Source organism: Paenibacillus cremeus (assembly GCF_007786445.1).
Taxonomy (GTDB): domain Bacteria; phylum Bacillota; class Bacilli; order Paenibacillales; family NBRC-103111; genus Paenibacillus_G; species Paenibacillus_G cremeus.
In genome coordinates this window covers 117,796-137,049 of the sequence record NZ_VNJI01000015.1, presented here as the reverse complement: position 1 = coordinate 137,049, position 19,254 = coordinate 117,796, and the positions used below count along the sequence as shown (strand labels likewise).

The 19,254-nt window shown below is 55.4% G+C and carries 12 protein-coding genes; 7 read left to right on the top strand and 5 right to left on the bottom strand.

The window, feature by feature from the left end:
- Nucleotides 1-334: 334 nt before the first annotated feature.
- A complete protein-coding gene (locus FPZ49_RS14360; protein WP_144847778.1) occupies nt 335-2,857 on the bottom strand; it encodes a U32 family peptidase in 2,523 nt (840 codons plus the stop codon).
- Between the two features lie 361 nt (nt 2,858-3,218).
- Here FPZ49_RS14360 and FPZ49_RS14355 point away from each other — a divergent pair, with 361 nt between their 5' ends.
- From FPZ49_RS14355 to FPZ49_RS14335, 5 genes are all read left to right on the top strand, one after another.
- Nucleotides 3,219-6,476, top strand: coding sequence for an FG-GAP repeat domain-containing protein (locus FPZ49_RS14355; protein ID WP_144847776.1), 3,258 nt, complete (start codon nt 3,219-3,221; stop codon nt 6,474-6,476).
- 85 nt (nt 6,477-6,561) lie between these two features.
- Nucleotides 6,562-6,813: an acyl carrier protein gene (locus tag FPZ49_RS14350; protein ID WP_144847826.1), complete on the top strand. Its 252-nt coding sequence runs from the start codon at nt 6,562-6,564 to the stop codon at nt 6,811-6,813.
- A 4-nt stretch (nt 6,814-6,817) separates the two neighbouring features.
- On the top strand, nt 6,818-8,017 hold the full coding sequence (locus FPZ49_RS14345) for a hypothetical protein (RefSeq protein WP_144847775.1): 1,200 nt from the start codon (nt 6,818-6,820) through the stop codon (nt 8,015-8,017).
- Nucleotides 8,017-8,931, top strand: coding sequence for a hypothetical protein (locus FPZ49_RS14340; protein WP_144847824.1), 915 nt, complete (start codon nt 8,017-8,019; stop codon nt 8,929-8,931). Before FPZ49_RS14345 ends, FPZ49_RS14340 begins: the two co-directional genes overlap by 1 nt.
- Nucleotides 8,932-9,038: 107 nt before the next feature.
- Nucleotides 9,039-10,187 carry an MBOAT family O-acyltransferase gene (locus tag FPZ49_RS14335; protein ID WP_144847773.1) on the top strand — a complete coding sequence of 383 codons (1,149 nt, stop codon included), beginning with the start codon at nt 9,039-9,041 and terminating at the stop codon, nt 10,185-10,187.
- 123 nt (nt 10,188-10,310) lie between these two features.
- On the opposite strand, the gene FPZ49_RS14330 is transcribed toward FPZ49_RS14335, so the two are convergent.
- On the bottom strand, nt 10,311-10,613 hold the full coding sequence (locus tag FPZ49_RS14330) for a hypothetical protein (protein WP_261381408.1): 303 nt from the start codon (nt 10,611-10,613) through the stop codon (nt 10,311-10,313).
- Nucleotides 10,614-10,857: 244 nt separating this feature from the next.
- On the opposite strand from FPZ49_RS14330, the gene FPZ49_RS14325 reads away from it, so the two are divergent.
- Entirely contained in the window at nt 10,858-11,826 is a 969-nt protein-coding gene (locus FPZ49_RS14325) for a sugar phosphate isomerase/epimerase family protein (protein ID WP_144847771.1), read from the top strand.
- Nucleotides 11,827-11,934: 108 nt separating this feature from the next.
- Here FPZ49_RS14325 and FPZ49_RS14320 read toward each other — a convergent pair whose 3' ends face one another.
- Nucleotides 11,935-12,150, bottom strand: coding sequence for a hypothetical protein (locus tag FPZ49_RS14320; protein ID WP_144847769.1), 216 nt, complete (start codon nt 12,148-12,150; stop codon nt 11,935-11,937).
- Nucleotides 12,151-12,421: 271 nt separating this feature from the next.
- Here FPZ49_RS14320 and FPZ49_RS14315 point away from each other — a divergent pair, with 271 nt between their 5' ends.
- Nucleotides 12,422-14,041: a nitrite/sulfite reductase gene (locus FPZ49_RS14315; RefSeq protein ID WP_144847767.1), complete on the top strand. Its 1,620-nt coding sequence runs from the start codon at nt 12,422-12,424 to the stop codon at nt 14,039-14,041.
- Nucleotides 14,042-14,122: 81 nt separating this feature from the next.
- On the opposite strand, the gene uvrA is transcribed toward FPZ49_RS14315, so the two are convergent.
- Nucleotides 14,123-17,005: an excinuclease ABC subunit UvrA gene (gene uvrA / locus FPZ49_RS14310; RefSeq protein WP_144847765.1), complete on the bottom strand. Its 2,883-nt coding sequence runs from the start codon at nt 17,003-17,005 to the stop codon at nt 14,123-14,125.
- Between the two features lie 22 nt (nt 17,006-17,027).
- Nucleotides 17,028-19,025 (bottom strand): excinuclease ABC subunit UvrB, encoded by a 1,998-nt coding sequence (uvrB, locus tag FPZ49_RS14305; RefSeq protein WP_144847820.1) that lies wholly within the window; start codon nt 19,023-19,025, stop codon nt 17,028-17,030.
- Between the last annotated feature and the right edge of the window lie 229 nt (nt 19,026-19,254).

Below are 19,254 nucleotides of genomic sequence, written 5' to 3'. Positions count from 1 at the left end.
CTTTTTCCTCACACCTACAGCCATTTCCATCTTTTCACAAGCTTAATCACCAACAGCATACCGATGAAAGCCTAATCGCAGATTAATCGAACCTGAAAATTAGATTAAAAATTTGTGACTAAATTGTGACGCGAATGAAGAAGGTCACTAGGGAGAGTTTATTGGGAAAGTGCTGGGATTGCAAAATGGTCCGAAGGATACACGATGCGATTACTATAGCAATTTAGCCGTCGCAATCGCCTTCAAAACAAAAAAGCGAACCGCAGCCTGTTCAACGAAACGAAGGTTCACTTCATTCGTTGATACGCAGGCGGCGGTCCGCTCTGATGTCCGTTTATTTCACCAACTGGCCGCGTGTGACACCGAGTTGGTTCGTTGCTTTCAGCGATTTCCACACGGAAGTGCCGCTGATTTCACCTTTCAGTGCCCGCTCATACAAGGACAGCACCTCGCGCACTTTGTCCGGTGTCTCTTCAAGGAACTCCACGCGGTAAGTCGAAACGCCCAGCTCCATGAAGTTGGCCAAATATTCGGCGCCCGACTGGTCGATGGCGTTGTACACCGTGTTGCGGCACCCTTCATCCACACGCACGGGATGGGAGAAGCCGACGCGGTCCTTCAGCGACACCCGCTGCTCCTCGCACGGACGGCCGCAGTTCGTGTAATCCGTTCCTTCGCTGAGGAACGTGCAGTAGACGCAGTGCTCGGTGTGGAACATCGGCATATGCTGATGGATAACCACCTCGAGCTGAGCGGTGGCGGAGCGTCGCAGCAGATCAACCATCTGCTGGATGTTCAGGTCATACGACGGCGTTACGCGGGACAAGCCTGCGTCCAGGAATAGCGCCGCCGTCTTGTGGTTGGCGATGTTCAGCGAAAAATCGCCGATCAACTCCGGCTGCTGCTCCTCCGGGTGCTCAGCCAAATAGCGCATGAACCAGTACACCGCACCCGTATTGCGCAGCAAAACGGCGTCAGGCTTCAGGTTCAGGATGTTCTTGAAATAGCCCGTCTCGCCGGGCATATGGATGCGTGGCGTCGCCAGCGCGATCTTCTTGCCCGCAGCGCGGGCGGCCTCGATGGCGGCAGGGAACTGCTTGATGAATTCAAAGTCGGCATAGATCAGCTCGACATTCATCAAGCACGCCGCTTGCACCTGCTCCAGGCTGCGGCACAGCGCCGTCAGCCTGGAACGCGCTTGCCCGCCTACCGGGGTGGCGGGCTCAGCCGCCGCCAGCGGCGTGTCGCCATACACGTCAACACCGCGCTTGACGTAAGCCCGCGGCTGCTCCCGCAGCACGGTAAGCTGCTCGGCCGCCTCGCGGCGCATCTGGTTCAGCTCACGCATCGGCACGATCAGGTCGCCGTTCAGGTGCACGTCGACCGATGCCAAAGCGAAGATCGTACCCCCTAGCCGGCCGAACTGTTCCTCGAACAGCGCCGCATCCATCGGACGCTTCTCGGCAGGCACGAGCGCCAGCTCCGATTCCACGGTTACGGTATGGCCCGCCTCGAGATCCGTCCAGACGCTCTTCAGCGGCTGACCTGCCGTGCCGGTGATCTTCACTTGAACCGGGAACACGCGGTACGGCTTGTCGGTTTCAAACGATTGGCGAAGCCGCTTGTCCAGGTGCGGATCGTTCGTTTTCCAAATCCGGTCGCCTACATGCACACGGCCCAGATTCACGTCATTACGGCCCGGCACGATCTCGATCAGTCCGCCCGGCGCCTCGCCCTCCAGCTTCGCACCTCTGCGGCGCAGGTCGTAGACGCGGCCGCCCTCTTCTTTTTTCGTCGGATCGCCCGCATCGAACACAATGCCGTCGCCCCGCTTCAGCGGCGCTTCCAGCTCGCAGATCACCGCATCGCGCAAAATCTGCTTCACGCGGCCCAGGTACACGCCCCGGCTCTTCGGATACGTGCCCTCGACCAACAGCTTATTGTTCGTGCCCTTCAGGAAGCCGTGCGTAAACCCGCGTGAAAAGCTCTGCTCCAGCTCCCGCAGCTCCTCCTTCGTCGGCTTCGGATCCTGCCCGTCGAAGTAGCGGTCGATGGCCTTGCGGTATTTGCTTACGACGTTGGCGACGTACTCCGGACTTTTCAGCCGGCCTTCGATTTTGAACGACGTCACACCCGCTTCGATCAGCTCCGGCACCAGCTCCAGCGCCGCCAAGTCCTTTGGCGACAGCAGATACGCCACATCGCCCATCGGCTTCTGCTCCCCATCGACCATCAGGTCGTACGGTAATCGGCAGGCCTGCGCACATTCCCCACGGTTGGCCGAGCGCCCGCCCCACATTTCCGAGGTCAAGCATTGACCCGAGTAGGACACACACAGCGCACCGTGCACGAACACCTCCATCGGAAGCTTCGCTTGATCGCCGATCTGCTTGATTTGCTTTAAATTATTTTCCCGGCCCAGCACGACCCGCTCGATATCGAACGGCTTCGTAAACTCCACCGCCTCCGGCGACGTAATCGTCATCTGCGTCGACCCGTGAATCGGGAAGTCCGGCGAGATCTCGCGAATCATGCGCACGAGCCCCAAATCCTGCACGATCACCGCATCCACCCCCGCGTCGACACAGGCCTCAATCAGCGTCCGGGCATCGTTCAGCTCCTCTTCGAACACCAAAATATTAAACGTCAAAAAACCCTTCACCCCGTACCGGTGCAGAAAGGACATAATATCCGGCAGCTCGTCCATCATAAAGTTGTTCGCCCGAGCCCGCGCATTGAATTTTTCCACGCCAAAAAAGATCGCGTCCGCCCCGTTGGCCACCGCCGCCCGCATGCAATCCCAATCACCCGCAGGCGCGAGCAGCTCGATATCCGATTTGCGAATCTTGTCGTTCATTGCTTGTCATTCCTCCGTGATTCCCTAAAATTCATCGTTTTGATTCGTGTATCTACATATATAAAAGCGACATTATACAGCGAAATAATTCCGATGTCGATCCTACTAATCCATACTACAATAGTGTACCAGAATTCGATGGATTAAACCATGCCGGGGACCGTCCGCTACAAGGTAGGAGCCGCTTGGCTGGATTGTTCACCGCTAGGCGTTCCAGGGACCAATCCAGCCAGTCTGGATTGATCACTGCTATGCGCTCCAGTGACCAATCCAGACTGGGGCAAAAGTTAACAAAAGCCCGGCATCCGTGCTATAATGGCAAAAGTAGTGCAACCATGCGGTAATTGAGGGATTTTGTCGAATGAACAAGCATCAACGCAAGGTCATTGCCATCGCGCTGGTCGTCGTGGCAGCCGCGGCTCTTGCGGTTTTTCTGCTGACCGCCAAAAAAGAGCTGACTGTGCGCATGCTATACGCCACCCATGGTGATGAGTACGATCCCGCCGCTTTCAGTCATTTAAGCCAATCGCTGGTCGCGAATCTCGACCTCGAGCGCAAGAGCTTAAACGACGTCAACGCGCGGAAGCTGACCGACTATGACACGGTCTATTTGGACCCGTCCTTGCATGGCACGTTAACCGATCCGCAGCGCAAGCTGCTGCAGGAGTTTGTTGCCCAAGGCGGACATTTGTTCCTTGAAAATTCATTTGCCGGCGGGGATTTCCCGCTGGACTTTCTCGGTGCCTCGCAGGTGGTCGACGTGCCGCCTCCGGCTCGGAAGGCGAGGTCCGGCGGGGAGCTGAATGAGCCTAGCCCGCTGCAGTATCCGACCGTGGAGTACAACCTCCAAGGAGTGCAGCAGCTGCTCCAGCAGTTTGCGGACGGCTACTTCCGGCACGACACCGAAAATACGCTCGGCCGCTTCAGCTGGGGGAAGGGCATCGTGCCTTCCACCGCCGAGCCGGTAGCCACGCTGAATGGCGTGGCGCTGTATACGCTCAACCGGATCGGCAAGGGCACGGTGTTCTTCAGCGGCACGCTGCTGCCGAACCGGTCGTACTTGACCGGCTTCGATCTGTCCAGCGGGATGGATCCGACACTCGGATTCGCGAAGCTGGCAGCCGAGGCAAACGCAGCGCAAAAGCCGGTACCCGGCGCGCTGTACTTTGACCGAAACCAGCTACCGCTGGAGCCCTACTTTCATTTCACGTTCGCCACAGGCAGTGCCTTGTTCCGGAGTGCGTATGTCTCGTTCGTTTCCAAGGAAACACTCGGCTACAGCGTGACCAAGGTGCTCGGCCCTTACGGGCGGCCTGCGATGGGGCATCAGAACCATTTTGAGGCGCTGGAGGCGATCCGCGACGGGGAAGGCATTCAGTGGGCGGAGCTGCTGAAGAAGTATAAGCAGGTGCCTTCGTTCTCGCTGGTCCGTTCCTCGTTCACCTGGGGCCGCTGGCAGGAATCGGTGGCCGTGCATCTCAATACGGGAACAAATGCGAAGCCGACCTTCGCCGGCGAGACGCCGAATTCGTTCTATTCCAGCGGTACGCGGCTCATGTCTCAAGATGGACCGATCCGGCTGGCGAATTACCCTGAGTACAAATCCCTTGGGGATCCGATCACGCTGCCATACCGGGCTTACCCGGCGCTCGCCGACATTACCGGCGACGGGCGCGCGGATCTGGTCGTCGGCTCGGGCGACGGCAAGGTGTACCTGTACCGCGGCCTAGCTCAGGCCGCTGCAGAGCTGTACGCCGGCCAGCAGCTGCCGCCGGCGGGCGGGCCCGCTCCCGCAGCCTTCGGCCAGCGGGAGCCCGTGCACCTAGCGAGCGGCGCCCCGCTCGCGGTCGGCCAGTACGCCAGCATCGCGGCGTACGATGTCAATGCCGACGGCCGGCCCGATCTGCTCGTGGGCCGGCCGGATGGCACGCTCGCCGTCGCCTATGGCGAAGCCGGCGGCGTGTTTGCCCCGCCCGCGCCGCTGATGGCGGGCGGGCAGCTGGTGCGCGCCGCCGCTCCGGTGGCGGCCGCGGTGGGCGACGTCACGGGAGACGCTGTTCCCGACCTCGTGGTCGGGGATGGCGGCGGCGCCGTGACGGTGTATCGCGGAGAGCGCAGCGCCGCAGGCGCGCTCGCGTGGGGTGCGGGCAGCACGATCGTGCAGCTGCCCGCCAGGTTTGCGGCTCCGTCCATCCGCGATATGGACGGAGATGGACGCGCCGACCTCGTGGTCGGCAGCCTCGAAGGCGACCTGCGGATATACCTGCAGCAGGTCGGGGCGGGCGGCGCCAGCACGTGGCGGGACGCCGGCGTGATCGAGGCCGCCACCGTGAACCAGCTCGGCAACCATGCGCTGGTGGGTGGCCACAATGCCGTACCGTTCTGGGCGGACTTGAACGGCGATGGCAAAGACGATCTCATCGTCGGCCAGCTGGAATTCGGCATTCCGTCGAACATCGATGACCCGACCTTCCCTTATAAAGAGCAATTAGACGAATTTATTCAATATAATAAAACGCATCAGCTGGAATTGTACCCGCATCTGTTCGTTCACAACTTCACGAGCGACGCGCAGGAGAAGCAGGAAATCGCCCTGCATCAGCAGGCGTTTGCGAAGCTCGGCATCCCTTGGGGCATGACCGGGACGAACCAGCATACGTGGCGGATTAATAATCCCGACCGGGCTCAGACCCTGAACAACGAACGGGATGCAAGCATTTGGTTTAACTTCGGCTTTAAGCCGTCCGACATCAAGAATGAGCCTCGGCTCGGGATTGAATACAACTGGGGGATGCCGTTCTTAATGGCGGATGCCTCCGGCGCACCGGATCTCAAGCGTCCGATGCTGCTCTCTACACCGGCGCCGGTGCTGCGGACGGAAGCGAAGTATTCGACGGAGGATTTGTTCAGCGAGTATACGGCGCTGGATTTGCCGATCGATTACTTCGAGCATATCGAATATCACTTCCCGGCGAATGTACAGCCGCTGCTCGAGTTCGTCCGGTACCTGGACAAGCTGCGGACGGAGTACGGCTACAACTTCATGTCCGAGCCTCAAATGGCCCGGTCGTACATGAACACGCTGACCACGAAAGTCAGCCTGTATCGCCCATGGCGCGATGTGTTGATCGACCACCTGCGCAAAGCGCTCGGACGCACCGTAGAGCCGAGCTTCCGAGTCCAGCCGCTCACGGCGGGCGTTCCGGCGCAAGCCGCTGAGTACAAAGGCACGCTCGGGCTGATGATCGAGCCGGGCCAGCCGTATGCGGAGAAGCAGGCGGTAGCGGCTCAAGCGGAGGTGCGCGACCGTCGCGGGGACAAGCTGTATGTCGGCGTCCCCAGCGAGACGACGATTCGGTTCGTTTCTCCGGAGCACGCAGCGTATAGCGACAGCTTGCTCCATATCACGCGATCCAACGTCCCATACGAGCTGTTAACCGAAGCGAAAACATGGTCCTTACAACTGAGAGCCCCAGGCATGCAGCAGGTGCAGTTGTACAGCCCGCAGCCGCTGACCATTCAAGGACCGGATATTTCGGTCGAGCGGGATGAAGCAAAGCAAACCTATACGGTGACCCATTTTGGCGAACCGGTAACGCTCACCATTACACACCCATAACGCGCGGACGGTCGCCCTGTCACTTGGCCTGGTGACCGTCCCGCTATCATTTTTCACAAGGAATAAGGAGGCCTACGCCATGCAAGTGCAAGAGTTGCTGGAAGAGCTGGAAGCTCACATTAAAACGCGCTATGAAATCGAAGAAGACGATGACGAGTTCACTCCGGACGTTCATTTGTTCGACTACGGCTATATCGACTCTATTGGCGCAACCGCGCTGATCGCCCATATCGAGAAAACCTACGGCATTCAGGTAACCAATCAAGACCTCATGCTGTACCCGCTGAACACCGTTCGCGAAATCGCTCAATTCATTCACACCAAGAAGGCGAGGTAACATCATGGAATGCATCGTTTCCCTGGAGGGCCTTGCTCCCAGCCAGCATGGCCAGCTGAAATACGCGGCCGCTTTTATCGACGAAACCATCACCGATATTCAGCTCGAGACGAATCAAATTCGCATCGTGCATGCGTCGGCCAAAGGCAATGATGCCATCGAGCAGCGCGTGCGCAAGCTGATGGAGCGCTTCTCGCAAGGCGACTTCGGCTTCAAAGAAAATATTTTGTTCGAGCATCCGGTGAGCACGCCGTACGAAGGCGACATCATCGCGGAGCTGACCGAGCGCAAAATCATTAAGGTGCTGGAGCCGGGCCTCTTTATTTTCCGTGAGCCATTCTCTAGCTTGATGCGCTTTCTCGACTACAGCTTCGTGACGAAAGTGGCGAACCGTTTTTCCGGAGTAACCGAAGAGCAGTATCCGGCCGTCATCCATGCCGAAACGCTGAATAAAACGAATCATTTTACCTCGTTTCCGGAGCATATCCACTTCTTGACGCATCTGCGCGAGGATCTCGACATTATCGAGACGTTCTCCCAGTCGATTCGCGAAGCCGGGGGCTGGAAGCAGCAGGATCAGCCGCTCGACCTGAACGAGACGATGCCAAAGCCGAAGTTTACGATGAATCCTTCGACCTGCTATCACTGCTATGAAGGGCTGCAGAATGAGACTTTGGAAGGCGACGGCATCGTCGTTACCGCGATTTCCAAGTGCCACCGCTTCGAATCCCGCAATCACAGCGACTTCGGACGCCTGCTCGACTTCAGCATGCGTGAGATCATCTTTGTCGGTAAGCCGGACTTTGTCAAAGAGCACCGTCTGCAAGCCATCGAATATCTCAAGGAGCTCGCGGTGGAATGGAACGTGGACAGCATGCTGGAAATCGCCAACGACCCGTTCTTTACGAACGATTTCCAAGTGAAGGCCTCCTTCCAGCGCAACCAAGAGATGAAGTACGAGCTTCGCTTAACGATCCCGCATATCAAGAAATCGATCGCCTGCAGCTCGGTCAACTTCCACAGCAATACGTTCGGCAACGCGTTCAATATTAAAATGGGCAAGCGCAACGCCGTCACCGGCTGTGTCGGCTTCGGCATCGAGCGTTGGGCCTTCGCTTTCCTGGCGCAGTACGGCTTGGATGAGGCGCAGTGGCCAGTGTCGTTCCGCGAGCAGTATCATGCGTGGCAGCAAAAATCGTTGTAATGGCTCGAATTAAGAAATATAGCTTTCTGTTGTTGCTGCTAGCCGCATTCGTGCTATCGGATTTCCTGATCAGCTTGTGGAATCCGATGGTCACGTCGCGGCGTTTTTATAAGAACGATTTTACGAAAACGCTCTACCATCACGGGGGGCTGGATCATGGCCCTGTCTTTTTCGGCAACTCCGCCGTAACGGGGGCTTACATCGAGGAAGAATCGAAATCGAAGCTGATTGAGATGGGTTTATCCTATGGCAAGCTGACGGATCTCAAAGCCATCTTGGAGCAAAAGCGATTCCAAGTGGAGGGACAGCTCGTCGTTGGCATTGATGCACATACGATGATCGACAGTCTCGAGACGGATCCGACCTACCAATGGTTCAAGCCGTGGTACCAGCCTTACGTGTATGCGTACCGGGACTACTTCCGTGATTCCGGCACGGAGCTCGCGAAGCAGCTGTACAAGGGCACGATCGAGCTGAACCGCTCTGAGCTGCTCGCTTATCAGCCCCGGTGGATCGATAAGGAGCTCTACTTCGGGCATATGACCGCCGCAGAGCTGCAAGCCAAGTGGAACGACTACGACAAGCGCTTCGGCTGGATGTCGCAAAAGGACTACAAGGAGAACCTGCAGGCGCTCGATTGGATCATCGCTTACTGCAAGGAGCATCAGCTCCCGCTTCGTGTGGTATGGATGCCTTGGGACCGTGATTATAAGGTGCCTCCTTATATGGCCGGCCTGCAAAACGACGTCAACCACCGGCTGGAGGCCGCTGGTGTGCCTACGCTCAACCTGCTGACCTCGTATGATCCGAAATATTTTCACGATCTCGTCCATTTGAGCCGCCAAGAGGGTGCTCCCGTGTTTACGAAGGAGGTGGACGCATGGCTCGCTTCGCTCGCAAAGCCTTCGAAATAATCGTCTATCTCGCCATGCTCATCATGGTGCTGATTTATTTTACCGGCAAAGGCTTGTTCATTTATGAAGGGTTTTAAGCTTGGTAACAACGCTGGAGGAATCATTCCATGTGGTATTTAAACATGAACGCCGTGATGGCCATTGCGGGGATGGTGGTCGTGCTCGCCTTCACTAGAAAATGGCCAGGCAACAAGCGCATTCTGCTGCTCGCGTTCAATCTGATCTTCCTGCTCGTATTTAGCAAGAAGCTGTTCGCTTTTTATCTGGGGTATACCTCTCTGAACTATTTGGCGTTTCTGCTGCTGTGCTACACGACTCGGTTTCGTAAAGGCTGGTTCATCCTCCTCATCGCACTAAACGTAGCCGGCGTTTCCATGCTGCGGCTGTTCGGCATGCACGTGTTCACGAACCCGCTATTTGACACGGTCATGGTGCTTGGCCTCATTTATAACGTACTGAAGGTCATCGATGCGCTGTACTTCGCTTACTTCTTCGGTAAGGATGCGAAGGCGCCGGTGCTGGACTATTTTAATTATATTTGGTTCGTTCCTACGTTTACATCCGGTCCGATTCTCAAGTTCCGCGACTTTATGGCCGATACAAAGCAGCCTTATCGCGTCGATGCCGCCCTCGCTGAGCAAAGCGTCAAGCGAATCATCCTTGGGATGTTCAAAAAGATCGTCCTCGTCACTTGGATGACGGATATTTTCAACCATGTGTCCCAGCAGGAGCTGCACACCCATGAGTCGCTGTTTTTGATGGTTTGGTTTTATGCGCTGATCTTCTTTGATTTCTCCGGGTACTCCGATATTGCGGTGGGCTTCGGACGTCTCTTTGGGTACACAATACCCGAAAACTTCAAAAAACCGTTCCTCTCCCCTACGCTGACGCAGTATTGGAGAAATTGGCACGCCACCCTCGGGGATTGGTTCCGCGATCATATTTTTATCTTCTTCTCTAGGCAGGCTCCGACCAAATGGACCGCCGCGGGCTTGTCCGTTCTCATCATGGTGCTGATTGGATTGTGGCACGGCTTCTCCTGGCTCTACCTGTTCTGGGGGATTTATCACGGGATAGTCATTGCCTTGGAGAACCTGCTGGGGAAGACCACGGTGAACAAGAAAAAAGTATCCCGATCGTACTTCTATGCCCGTTGTGCCTTGACCCAATTGATTGTCACGGCTGCGATCATCGTCTACGGCGGGAGTGCGGAAACCGTGGAGCACATCTATCGCGGACTGCTGAATTGGCCTTAGCCGTTTACATTGAACCGTGTGCAATGAAAAAAGCAGCGCCCTTCATCGATTCTGGTGAGGGCTGCTGCTTTTTTTCGTGGTCGATGTGAGCCGAGCCTTCCGCCACTATCGCGGAATGTTGGGCTAAGAGGCATCGGACTGCTGCTTGGGCGGGGTCTTCGTGTCCGACTCCTTGGCGCTTGCGGCTGTGCTCAGTACAGAACATTGAACGTCGCGTCCAGACGATGTAATACATAATTCCCCAATCTGCTGGTACACCTGATCATTATCCTTTTTGTGCACGTGCACACTACCTGACTTGACATTGATGTTCAGCGAGAGCTGGTCAGACAACTCAACCAGACAATGAAACTTTCTGAAGCTGTTCGGGAAGCGAAGCCAATTGCCTGTAACCGTTTCAACGATTTGAGTGTCCTTGCTTATCAATACGATCCCGCCCTCTCATATAAAGTCTCTCACTGCACGTTTTCTATTGTAAACGAAGAGTTGTGCAAAGTAACAGGAACGTTGTCAGGCCCCCTTGTCGAACAAGATTTTTTTTCATACCTTTTTCATGCGGGCTTTTGGTGTCCGAAACTCTGACTTTGAGTTGTCCCCAACACATGATATAATTTGGTTGATTCTAGTATTGAACACGCGTACATACCCATACTTTTCTGGAGGTGTCTTTATGAAATTAGGGGTTTTCACCGTCTTATTTCAGCAAAAGCCGTTCGAAGAAGCGCTCGACTATATCGCGTCCAAAGGCTTGGATGCCGTCGAGCTTGGCACCGGGGGCTACCCTGGCAATGCACACTGCGATCCTGACACTCTACTGGGCGATGAGGGCAAGCTCAAAGCCTTTAAGAGAGCGATCGAATCGCGCGGTCTGACCATCAGCGCCTTGAGCTGCCATGCTAATCCACTTCATCCACAGAAGGCACTCGCCAAGCCGGATCAAGAAGTGATCCTTAAGACCATTGATTTGGCGCAAAAATTGGACGTTCCTGTCGTGAACACGTTCTCCGGCTGCCCTGGGGATTCCGACGACGCCAAATATCCGAACTGGCCGGTTGCTCCTTGGCCGCCGGATTTTCAAGAAATTTTGGACTGGCAATGGGCGAACAAGGTCATCCCTTACTGGACTGAAACCGGTAAGTATGCATCCGACCGCGGCGTCAAAATCGGTCTTGAGCTTCATGGGGGCTTCTCGGTACATACCCCTGCAACCTTGCTGCGCCTTCGCGAAGCGGCAGGCGAAGCCATCGGAGCTAACCTCGATCCGAGCCATATGTGGTGGCAAGGCATCGATCCGGTGCAAGCGGTGCAAATTCTCGGCCGCGCCGGCGCGATCCATCACTTCCACGCGAAGGACACGACAATCGACCCAATCAACGTCAACCGCTATGGGGTAACTGACATGCAGCCGTACACCAACATGCTCGATCGGGCATGGCAGTTCCGTACGGTAGGCTATGGCCACGACTTGAAGACTTGGGCGGATATCATCAGCGCGCTTCGCTTGGTCGGCTACGACTATGTCGTGAGTATCGAGCATGAAGACGGTCTGATGTCGGTCGACGAAGGCTTCACGAAAGCCGTACAAAACCTGCAGCAAATTTTGATCAAAGAGCCGCTCGGCCAAATGTGGTGGGTATAACCCCCTCGCCACTCCCGCAGCTAGCTCAAGAAAAAACCCCGGACAAGCGATAGCGCATGTCCGGGGTTTTTGGTTTAAAAGTTCCTTATGTGTAAGAACAGCTTTCTCTTACAGATTGCCTGTCCAGCCCATAACCATAACGACGTCCATGGTCAGGAATATAGCCAAGCTGACCAATCCGAAGCCGATAGCAAACGGATTCTTCTTCGGTGCAGCAAGCAAACGGATCACACCGATCGCGATTACGATGGTGAACAGCACTACGAACACATCAAATCCGTTGTACGTGCTGGCGGTTTTTGCTGCCTCTTCAGCCAACAACATGGAGAGACCTCCTTCAGTTTACAAAAATGCTTAATATATATCTTAGCCTGAGTAGCCTCGAAGTGCAAGGCATTTGCCCCAAGTGTAACAACTTTGTCAACTTCTGTTGATTCTTCTGGAAGTATAACCGGATTCGTGCATTCTTATAATAACTCCAGATCTGATTACTGGCTTGGTTAGGCAATTTACGAGTTGACAGAAAAGTGGTACTATAAGAAATAGCTTTTTTCATATCAAAATTATCGGAATTAAACGGGAGGATTCAAACACCATGGCTTATGAAGCGATCTGGGCAGCCGACCCATCCAAGCTGAACAAAATGGAGCTCGTCAAGCTGGAAAAAGACGGCCTCGATGTAATTCGCACCATCATCGAGAAGTATGCGACTGAAGGCTACGACTCCATTACGGAAGACGATATGAACCGCTTCAAATGGGCGGGTGTTTATCAGCAAAAGCCGAACAACGGCCATTTCATGATGCGTGTCCGTATCAACTCCGGCGTGATGACGACGGATCAAGCACGGGCCATCGCTGCGATTGCGAAAGATTATGGCCGCAACCTGATGGACGTAACCACTCGCCAAGCGATTCAATTCCACTGGCTGACGATTCAGGACATGCCGGATATTTTCAAGCGTTTGGAGGCCGTTGGCTTGTATTCGTATGAAGCCTGTGGCGACTGCCCGCGTACCGTCGTAGGTAACCCGCTCGCTGGTATTGACCGCGATGAGCTAATGGATACGACGGCGCTCGTCAATGAAGTGAATGATTTCTTCTTGATGAACCGGGATTTCTCGAATCTTCCACGCAAATATAAAATGTCCATTTCTTCTAATATTTATAACTCCGGTCATGCGGAAATCCAGTGCCTGGCCTACACTCCAGCGACGAAAGTGATCGACGGCGAGGAAGTGCTCGGCTTCCACGTATGGGTAGGCGGCGGCTTGTCGGCCAAGCCTCATCTGGCGAAGCGTCTGGACATGTTCGTACGTCCGGAAGAAGTGCTTAAGGTAGCTACCGGCGTAACTACAATCTACCGAGACTACGGATACCGCGAAAAGCGTCATCATGCTCGCCTGAAGTTCCTCGTAGCGGACTGGGGTCCGGAGAAGTTCAAGGACAAGCTCATCGAGCTGATCGGCGATATGCCTTCGTCCGGCGAGGACAAAACCGTAGGCTGGAAAGCCGCTTACTTCGATGGCGTTCACAAGCAAAAGCAAGAAGGTCTGAACTATGTCGGTCTGAGCATTCCGGTGGGCCGCTTAAGTGGCGATGAGTTCTTGGAGCTCGCTCGCATCGCTGATGAGTATGGCGACAAGACCATTCGCACAACCGTTTCGCAAAATATTATTTTATCCGGCGTCAGCGACGCAAACGTGGATAAGGTTCTCGGAGAGAAGGTGCTGGAGCGCTTGACGCCAGAACCAGCTCATTTCATGAGCCGCACCGTATCCTGTACAGGAAATGAGTTCTGTAACTTGGCGGTGGTTGAAACCAAAGAACGTGCTAAAAGCGTAGCCGAGTACTTGGACTCCAAAATCGAGTTGGATGAGGAAATCCGTATTCACTTTATCGGCTGCCCGAACTCCTGTGGCCAGAAGCACGTTGCAGACATTGGTCTGCAGGGCTCACTCATTAAGACTCCAGAGGGCATGGTCGACGCGTTCGATCTGGCTGTCGGTGGAATTCTCGGTCCGAATGCAAAATTCAACGAAACGCTCAAAGGCCGGGTCAAAGGCGACAACGTCGGACCGGTGCTGGAGCAGCTGATCCTGTTCTTTAAAGAGAACCGCAGCCCGGAAGAAACGTTCCACCAGTTCGTTAACCGCGTAGGCGTAGCAGCATTCCAAGACAAGCTGACCTCGATCCTGGCTGTTGCTGCATCTTAATCATTAATCGTTTATACAAAAAGCGCCTTTCTCCGGCTGGTTGTACCCTAGGCCGAATGAAAGGCGCTTTTCTTTATTCGATTAGACCACCGCGTTCTCCATCTCTTTCAGTCGCTTGTTATAATCCTCCGAACGGGCCCGGTCGCGCTCTAAGATCGGCTTCAAGTACTTGCCAGTGTAGGAGCCCTCCACCTTCACGACGTCCTCCGGCGTCCCCGTCGCGACGATGGTTCCACCGCGGTTGCCGCCGTCCGGCCCCAGATCGATGATATAATCGGCCGTTTTGATTACGTCCAGATTATGCTCGATTACAAGCACCGAATCGCCGTTCTCCACCAATCGGTGCAGCACCTTGAGTAAGCGGTCGATATCATCGATATGCAGTCCTGTGGTTGGCTCATCTAAGATGTAGATCGTTTTTCCGGTGCTGCGACGGTACAGCTCAGCCGCCAGCTTCACACGCTGCGCCTCGCCGCCGGACAGCGTCGTAGCGGGCTGCCCCAGGTTCATATAGCCCAAGCCTACGTCCAGCAGGGTGGACAGCTTACGGTGGATTTTCGGGATGTTCTTAAAGAACTCCGTCGCATCCTCCAGCGTCATCTCCAGCACATCCGAGATGCTCTTGCCTTTATATTTGACCTCCAGCGTTTCCCGGTTGTACCGCTTCCCTTTGCACACCTCGCAAGGGACGTACACGTCCGGCAGGAAGTGCATTTCAATTTTGATGATCCCATCGCCCCGACAAGCCTCACAGCGCCCGCCTTTGACATTGAAGCTGAAGCGGCCCTTCTTGTAGCCGCGGACCTTGGCTTCGTTGGTCGTCGAGAAGACATCGCGGATGTCGTCAAAGACACCCGTGTACGTAGCCGGGTTGGAGCGAGGCGTCCGCCCGATCGGTGATTGGTCGATATCGATGACTTTGTCGACATGCTCCAAGCCTTTGAACTCTTTATACTCGCCGGGACGTACCTTGGCGCCGTTCAGCTCTTTGGCCAGCGTTTTATACAGGAGCTCGTTGATCAACGTACTCTTGCCCGATCCGGATACGCCGGTAACGCAACTGAAGATGCCCAGCGGAAACTTCACGTTCACGCCGCGGAGGTTATTCTCCTTGGCTCCACGGATTTCGAGCCACTTGCCGTTCGGCTTCCGGCGCTCAGCAGCTACAGGGATGAACCTTTTGCCGCTCAGATACTGTCCGGTCAAGGAGTTCGGATCCTTCATGATCTCCTCCGGTGTCCCTTGCGAAACCACCTGGCCTCCGTGAATGCCCGCACCCGGCCCGATATCAATAATGTAATCGGCGGCCAGCATCGTATCTTCGTCATGCTCGACGACGATCAGCGTATTCCCCAAATCCCGCATATGCTCCAGCGTCTGGATCAGCCGGTCGTTATCACGCTGGTGCAGCCCGATGCTCGGTTCATCCAAAATATACAGTACGCCCATCAGACTGGAGCCAATTTGTGTCGCGAGCCGGATCCGCTGCGCTTCGCCGCCGGACAATGTCCCCGCTGCGCGGTGCATCGTCAAGTAATCCAAGCCCACGTTCACCAGAAAGCCCAGGCGGGCTTTAATTTCTTTGAGAATCAGATGCGCGATCTGCAGCTCCCGGTCAGTCAGCTTCAAAGAATCAAACCATTCGTGCGCATCCCCGATCGACAGTGATGTCACATGCGCAATATTTCGTTCATTAATCGTGACGGCAAGCGATTCGGGCTTCAAACGGTGCCCCTTACACTTGCTGCAAGGCTTCGCACTCATGTACGTCTCAATATGCTCGCGGATGCCCTCGGAGAACGTTTCCCGGTAGCGGCGCTCCAGGTTATGCACGATGCCCTCAAAAGCGACCATTGCTTCTTTTCGATGCCCAAAATCATTCTCATATAAGAATCGGACCTTCTCGCCGCCCGTTCCATGCAGCAGCTTCTGCATCTGATCCTTAGTGAACTCCGCTACCGGCTGATCCTGCGGGATGCCGTAATGCTTGCACACCGCCGCCAGAAATTGCGGGTAGTAATTCGACGTGCTTCCCGCCCACGCTTCGAATGCACCTTCCTCGATCGACAGCTTCGGATCCGGTACGAGCAGCTCGGGATCGACGATCATCTTCATCCCCAAGCCATCGCACTCCGGACAAGCTCCGAACGGGCTGTTGAAGGAGAACATCCGCGGCGCCAGCTCTTCGATGCTGAACCCGCATTCCGGGCAAGCGAGATTTTGGCTGAACAGCAGCTCTTCCTTCTCCATTACATCGACGATGACCCGGCCTTCTGCCAGCTTCAGCGCGGTTTCGAGGGAGTCGGCCAGCCGCGTCTGCACATCCGGCTTCACCACAATCCGGTCCACAACCACTTCGATCGTGTGCTTCTTATTTTTCTCCAGCTCGATCTGCTCCGACAGCTCGCGGATTTCACCATTCACCCGAACCCGGACAAAGCCCTGCTTCTGAATATCGGCAAACAGCTTCGAATGCTCACCCTTGCGTCCCGAAACGAGCGGAGCCAAAATTTGCAGCCTCGTCCGCTCCGGGTATTCCATGACTCGATCGACCATTTGCTCGACGGTTTGCGACGTTATTTCCGTACCGTGAGTAGGACAGTGCGGCCGCCCCACCCGGGCAAACAGCAGACGCAGGTAGTCGTAAATCTCCGTGACCGTACCGACCGTGGAACGCGGGTTGCGGCTTGTGGTCTTCTGATCGATTGAGATTGCAGGTGACAAGCCCTCGATCGAATCGACGTCCGGCTTGTCCATTTGGCCGAGAAACTGCCGCGCGTACGCGGACAGCGACTCGACGTATCTTCTTTGCCCTTCGGCGTAGATCGTATCAAATGCTAGCGACGATTTGCCCGAACCGCTCAGCCCCGTCAGAACGACGAACTTGTCGCGCGGAATGGTGACGTCGATGTTTTTCAAATTGTGCGCTCGCGCGCCCTTGATGATAATATTATCTCTGGCCACTTGCTACCCTACCTTCCCTTCGTTACAGCTCGGCCTTCAGCTCCATGACGGCGTCACGCAGCTCCGCGGCGCGTTCGAACTGCAGGTTTTTGGCTGCTTCCTTCATCTCTTGCTCCATGCGTTCGATCAGCGTCATTCGGTCCTTCTTGGACATCTTCGTCTGCTTCACATCCGCCAAGTAATCCGCCTTCGATTCGGCCACCTTCGTCGCCTCAATGACGTCGCGCACTTTCTTCTGTATCGTCTGCGGCGTAATGCCGTGTTGTTCGTTATAGGCCAATTGAATCGAGCGGCGGCGGTACGTTTCTTGAATCGCCTTTTGCATCGAATCGGTTTCTTTGTCCCCGTACATAATGACGCGCCCGTTCGCATTCCGTGCCGCACGCCCGATCGTCTGGATCAGAGAGCGCTCAGCCCGCAAGAAGCCTTCCTTGTCAGCGTCCAGAATCGCAACGAGAGAAACCTCAGGCAGGTCCAGCCCTTCCCGCAGCAGGTTAATCCCTACGAGAACGTGAAATACGCCGAGCCGCAGATCACGAAGAATTTGCATCCGCTCCAATGTTTTAATATCCGAATGGAGGTAACGCACTTTAATCCCGATCTCTTTAAAATAATCCGTTAAATCCTCAGCCATCTTCTTCGTGAGCGTCGTCACCAGTACGCGTTCATCCTTCTTGATGCGGTCCTGGATCTCGCCGAGCAAATCATCGATCTGCCCCTTCGTCGGTCGTACCTCGATCTCCGGATCCACCAGCCCGGTCGGACGAATAATCTGCTGCACCATCTCTGGGCAATGCTCGATCTCGTATGGGCCCGGCGTCGCCGAAATGTAGACGATCTGATCGACCTTCTCTTCGAATTCCTCAAACCGAAGCGGCCGGTTATCCAGCGCCGACGGCAGCCGAAAGCCGTGCTCGACCAGCACTTCCTTGCGCGCCCGGTCCCCGTTGTACATCGCGCGAATCTGCGGCAGCGTCACGTGGGACTCATCCACCAGGATCAACAAATCCTTCGGAAAATAATCCATCAATGTATACGGCGTCGCCCCGCGCTCGCGGAAGGTCAGCGGCCCGGAGTAGTTCTCGATCCCCGAGCAAAAGCCCATCTCCTGCATCATCTCAATGTCGTAGCGCGTCCGCTGCTCCAGCCGCTGCGCCTCCAGCAGCTTGCCCTGATCCTTCAGCACGGCAAGCCGCTCCTCGAGCTCCCGCTCAATGTTGACCAGCGCCCGTTTCATCGTCTCCTCGCGGGTTACGAAGTGGGAGGCCGGGAAAATCGCAATGTGGTCCCGCTCGCCGATAATTTCGCCCGTGAGTACGTCGATTTCCGTGATCCGCTCAATCTCGTCGCCAAACAGTTCCACACGAACCGCCTGCTCCCCACGAGACGCCGGGAAAATCTCCACCACATCGCCGCGAACCCGGAACGTCCCGCGCACGAAGTTCAAATCATTGCGCTGATACTGGATGTCAATGAGCCGATGCAAAAGGTCGTTACGCGAACGCTCCATGCCAACACGCAAGGACAGCACCAAATCCCGGTACTCCATTGGCGAACCGAGACCGTAAATACAGGACACGCTCGCAACAATGATGACGTCCCGGCGTTCAAACAGCGAGCTCGTCGCCGAGTGGCGCAGCTTATCAATTTCTTCATTAATACTGGAGTCCTTCTCGATGTACGTATCGGTCGACGGAATATACGCCTCCGGCTGGAAGTAATCGTAGTAGCTCACGAAATACGACACGGCATTGTTCGGAAAGAACTCCTTCAGCTCACTGCAAAGCTGCGCAGCGAGCGTCTTGTTGTGCGCGATCAGCAGCGTCGGCCGATTCAGCTGAGCGATGACATGCGCCGCAGTAAAGGTCTTGCCCGTTCCCGTCGCGCCAAGCAGCGTCTGATGCTTCTTGCCCTCTTGAATGCCTTTCACCAGCTCCGCAATCGCCGCCGGCTGATCGCCCTGTGGAGTGAACTCCGAGATTAGCTGAAACTTATTGTCACTGAGCACCACTTCGTTCATTTCTTCGTTCATTTCATCACCCGCTTATGAAAAAGAGTGTGTTTTCTATCTAAACTTTTGCCTGCACGATTCCGATAAATAGATATGATTCGATCGGGGCAGGGTTCGACATTGTTCGACGATTTCCTGCAATAGGAATATTTGTTCCCATATATTATACCTTTTTTCGCACACTGTTGCAAACGAATCCCATTTCCTCATTTTTCGAACAAACAGAGATAACAAGCAA

What these genes read in the sequence shown, in the direction of transcription:
- FPZ49_RS14360 (WP_144847778.1), bottom strand. Translation starts at nt 2,857, where the DNA reads ATGAACGACAAGATTCGCAAATCGGATATCGAGCTGCTCGCGCCTGCG.
- FPZ49_RS14355 (WP_144847776.1), top strand. Translation starts at nt 3,219, where the DNA reads ATGAACAAGCATCAACGCAAGGTCATTGCCATCGCGCTGGTCGTCGTG.
- FPZ49_RS14345 (WP_144847775.1), top strand. Translation starts at nt 6,818, where the DNA reads ATGGAATGCATCGTTTCCCTGGAGGGCCTTGCTCCCAGCCAGCATGGC.
- FPZ49_RS14340 (WP_144847824.1), top strand. Translation starts at nt 8,017, where the DNA reads ATGGCTCGAATTAAGAAATATAGCTTTCTGTTGTTGCTGCTAGCCGCA.
- FPZ49_RS14335 (WP_144847773.1), top strand. Translation starts at nt 9,039, where the DNA reads ATGTGGTATTTAAACATGAACGCCGTGATGGCCATTGCGGGGATGGTG.
- FPZ49_RS14325 (WP_144847771.1), top strand. Translation starts at nt 10,858, where the DNA reads ATGAAATTAGGGGTTTTCACCGTCTTATTTCAGCAAAAGCCGTTCGAA.
- FPZ49_RS14320 (WP_144847769.1), bottom strand. Translation starts at nt 12,150, where the DNA reads ATGTTGTTGGCTGAAGAGGCAGCAAAAACCGCCAGCACGTACAACGGA.
- FPZ49_RS14315 (WP_144847767.1), top strand. Translation starts at nt 12,422, where the DNA reads ATGGCTTATGAAGCGATCTGGGCAGCCGACCCATCCAAGCTGAACAAA.
- uvrB (WP_144847820.1), bottom strand. Translation starts at nt 19,025, where the DNA reads ATGAACGAAGTGGTGCTCAGTGACAATAAGTTTCAGCTAATCTCGGAG.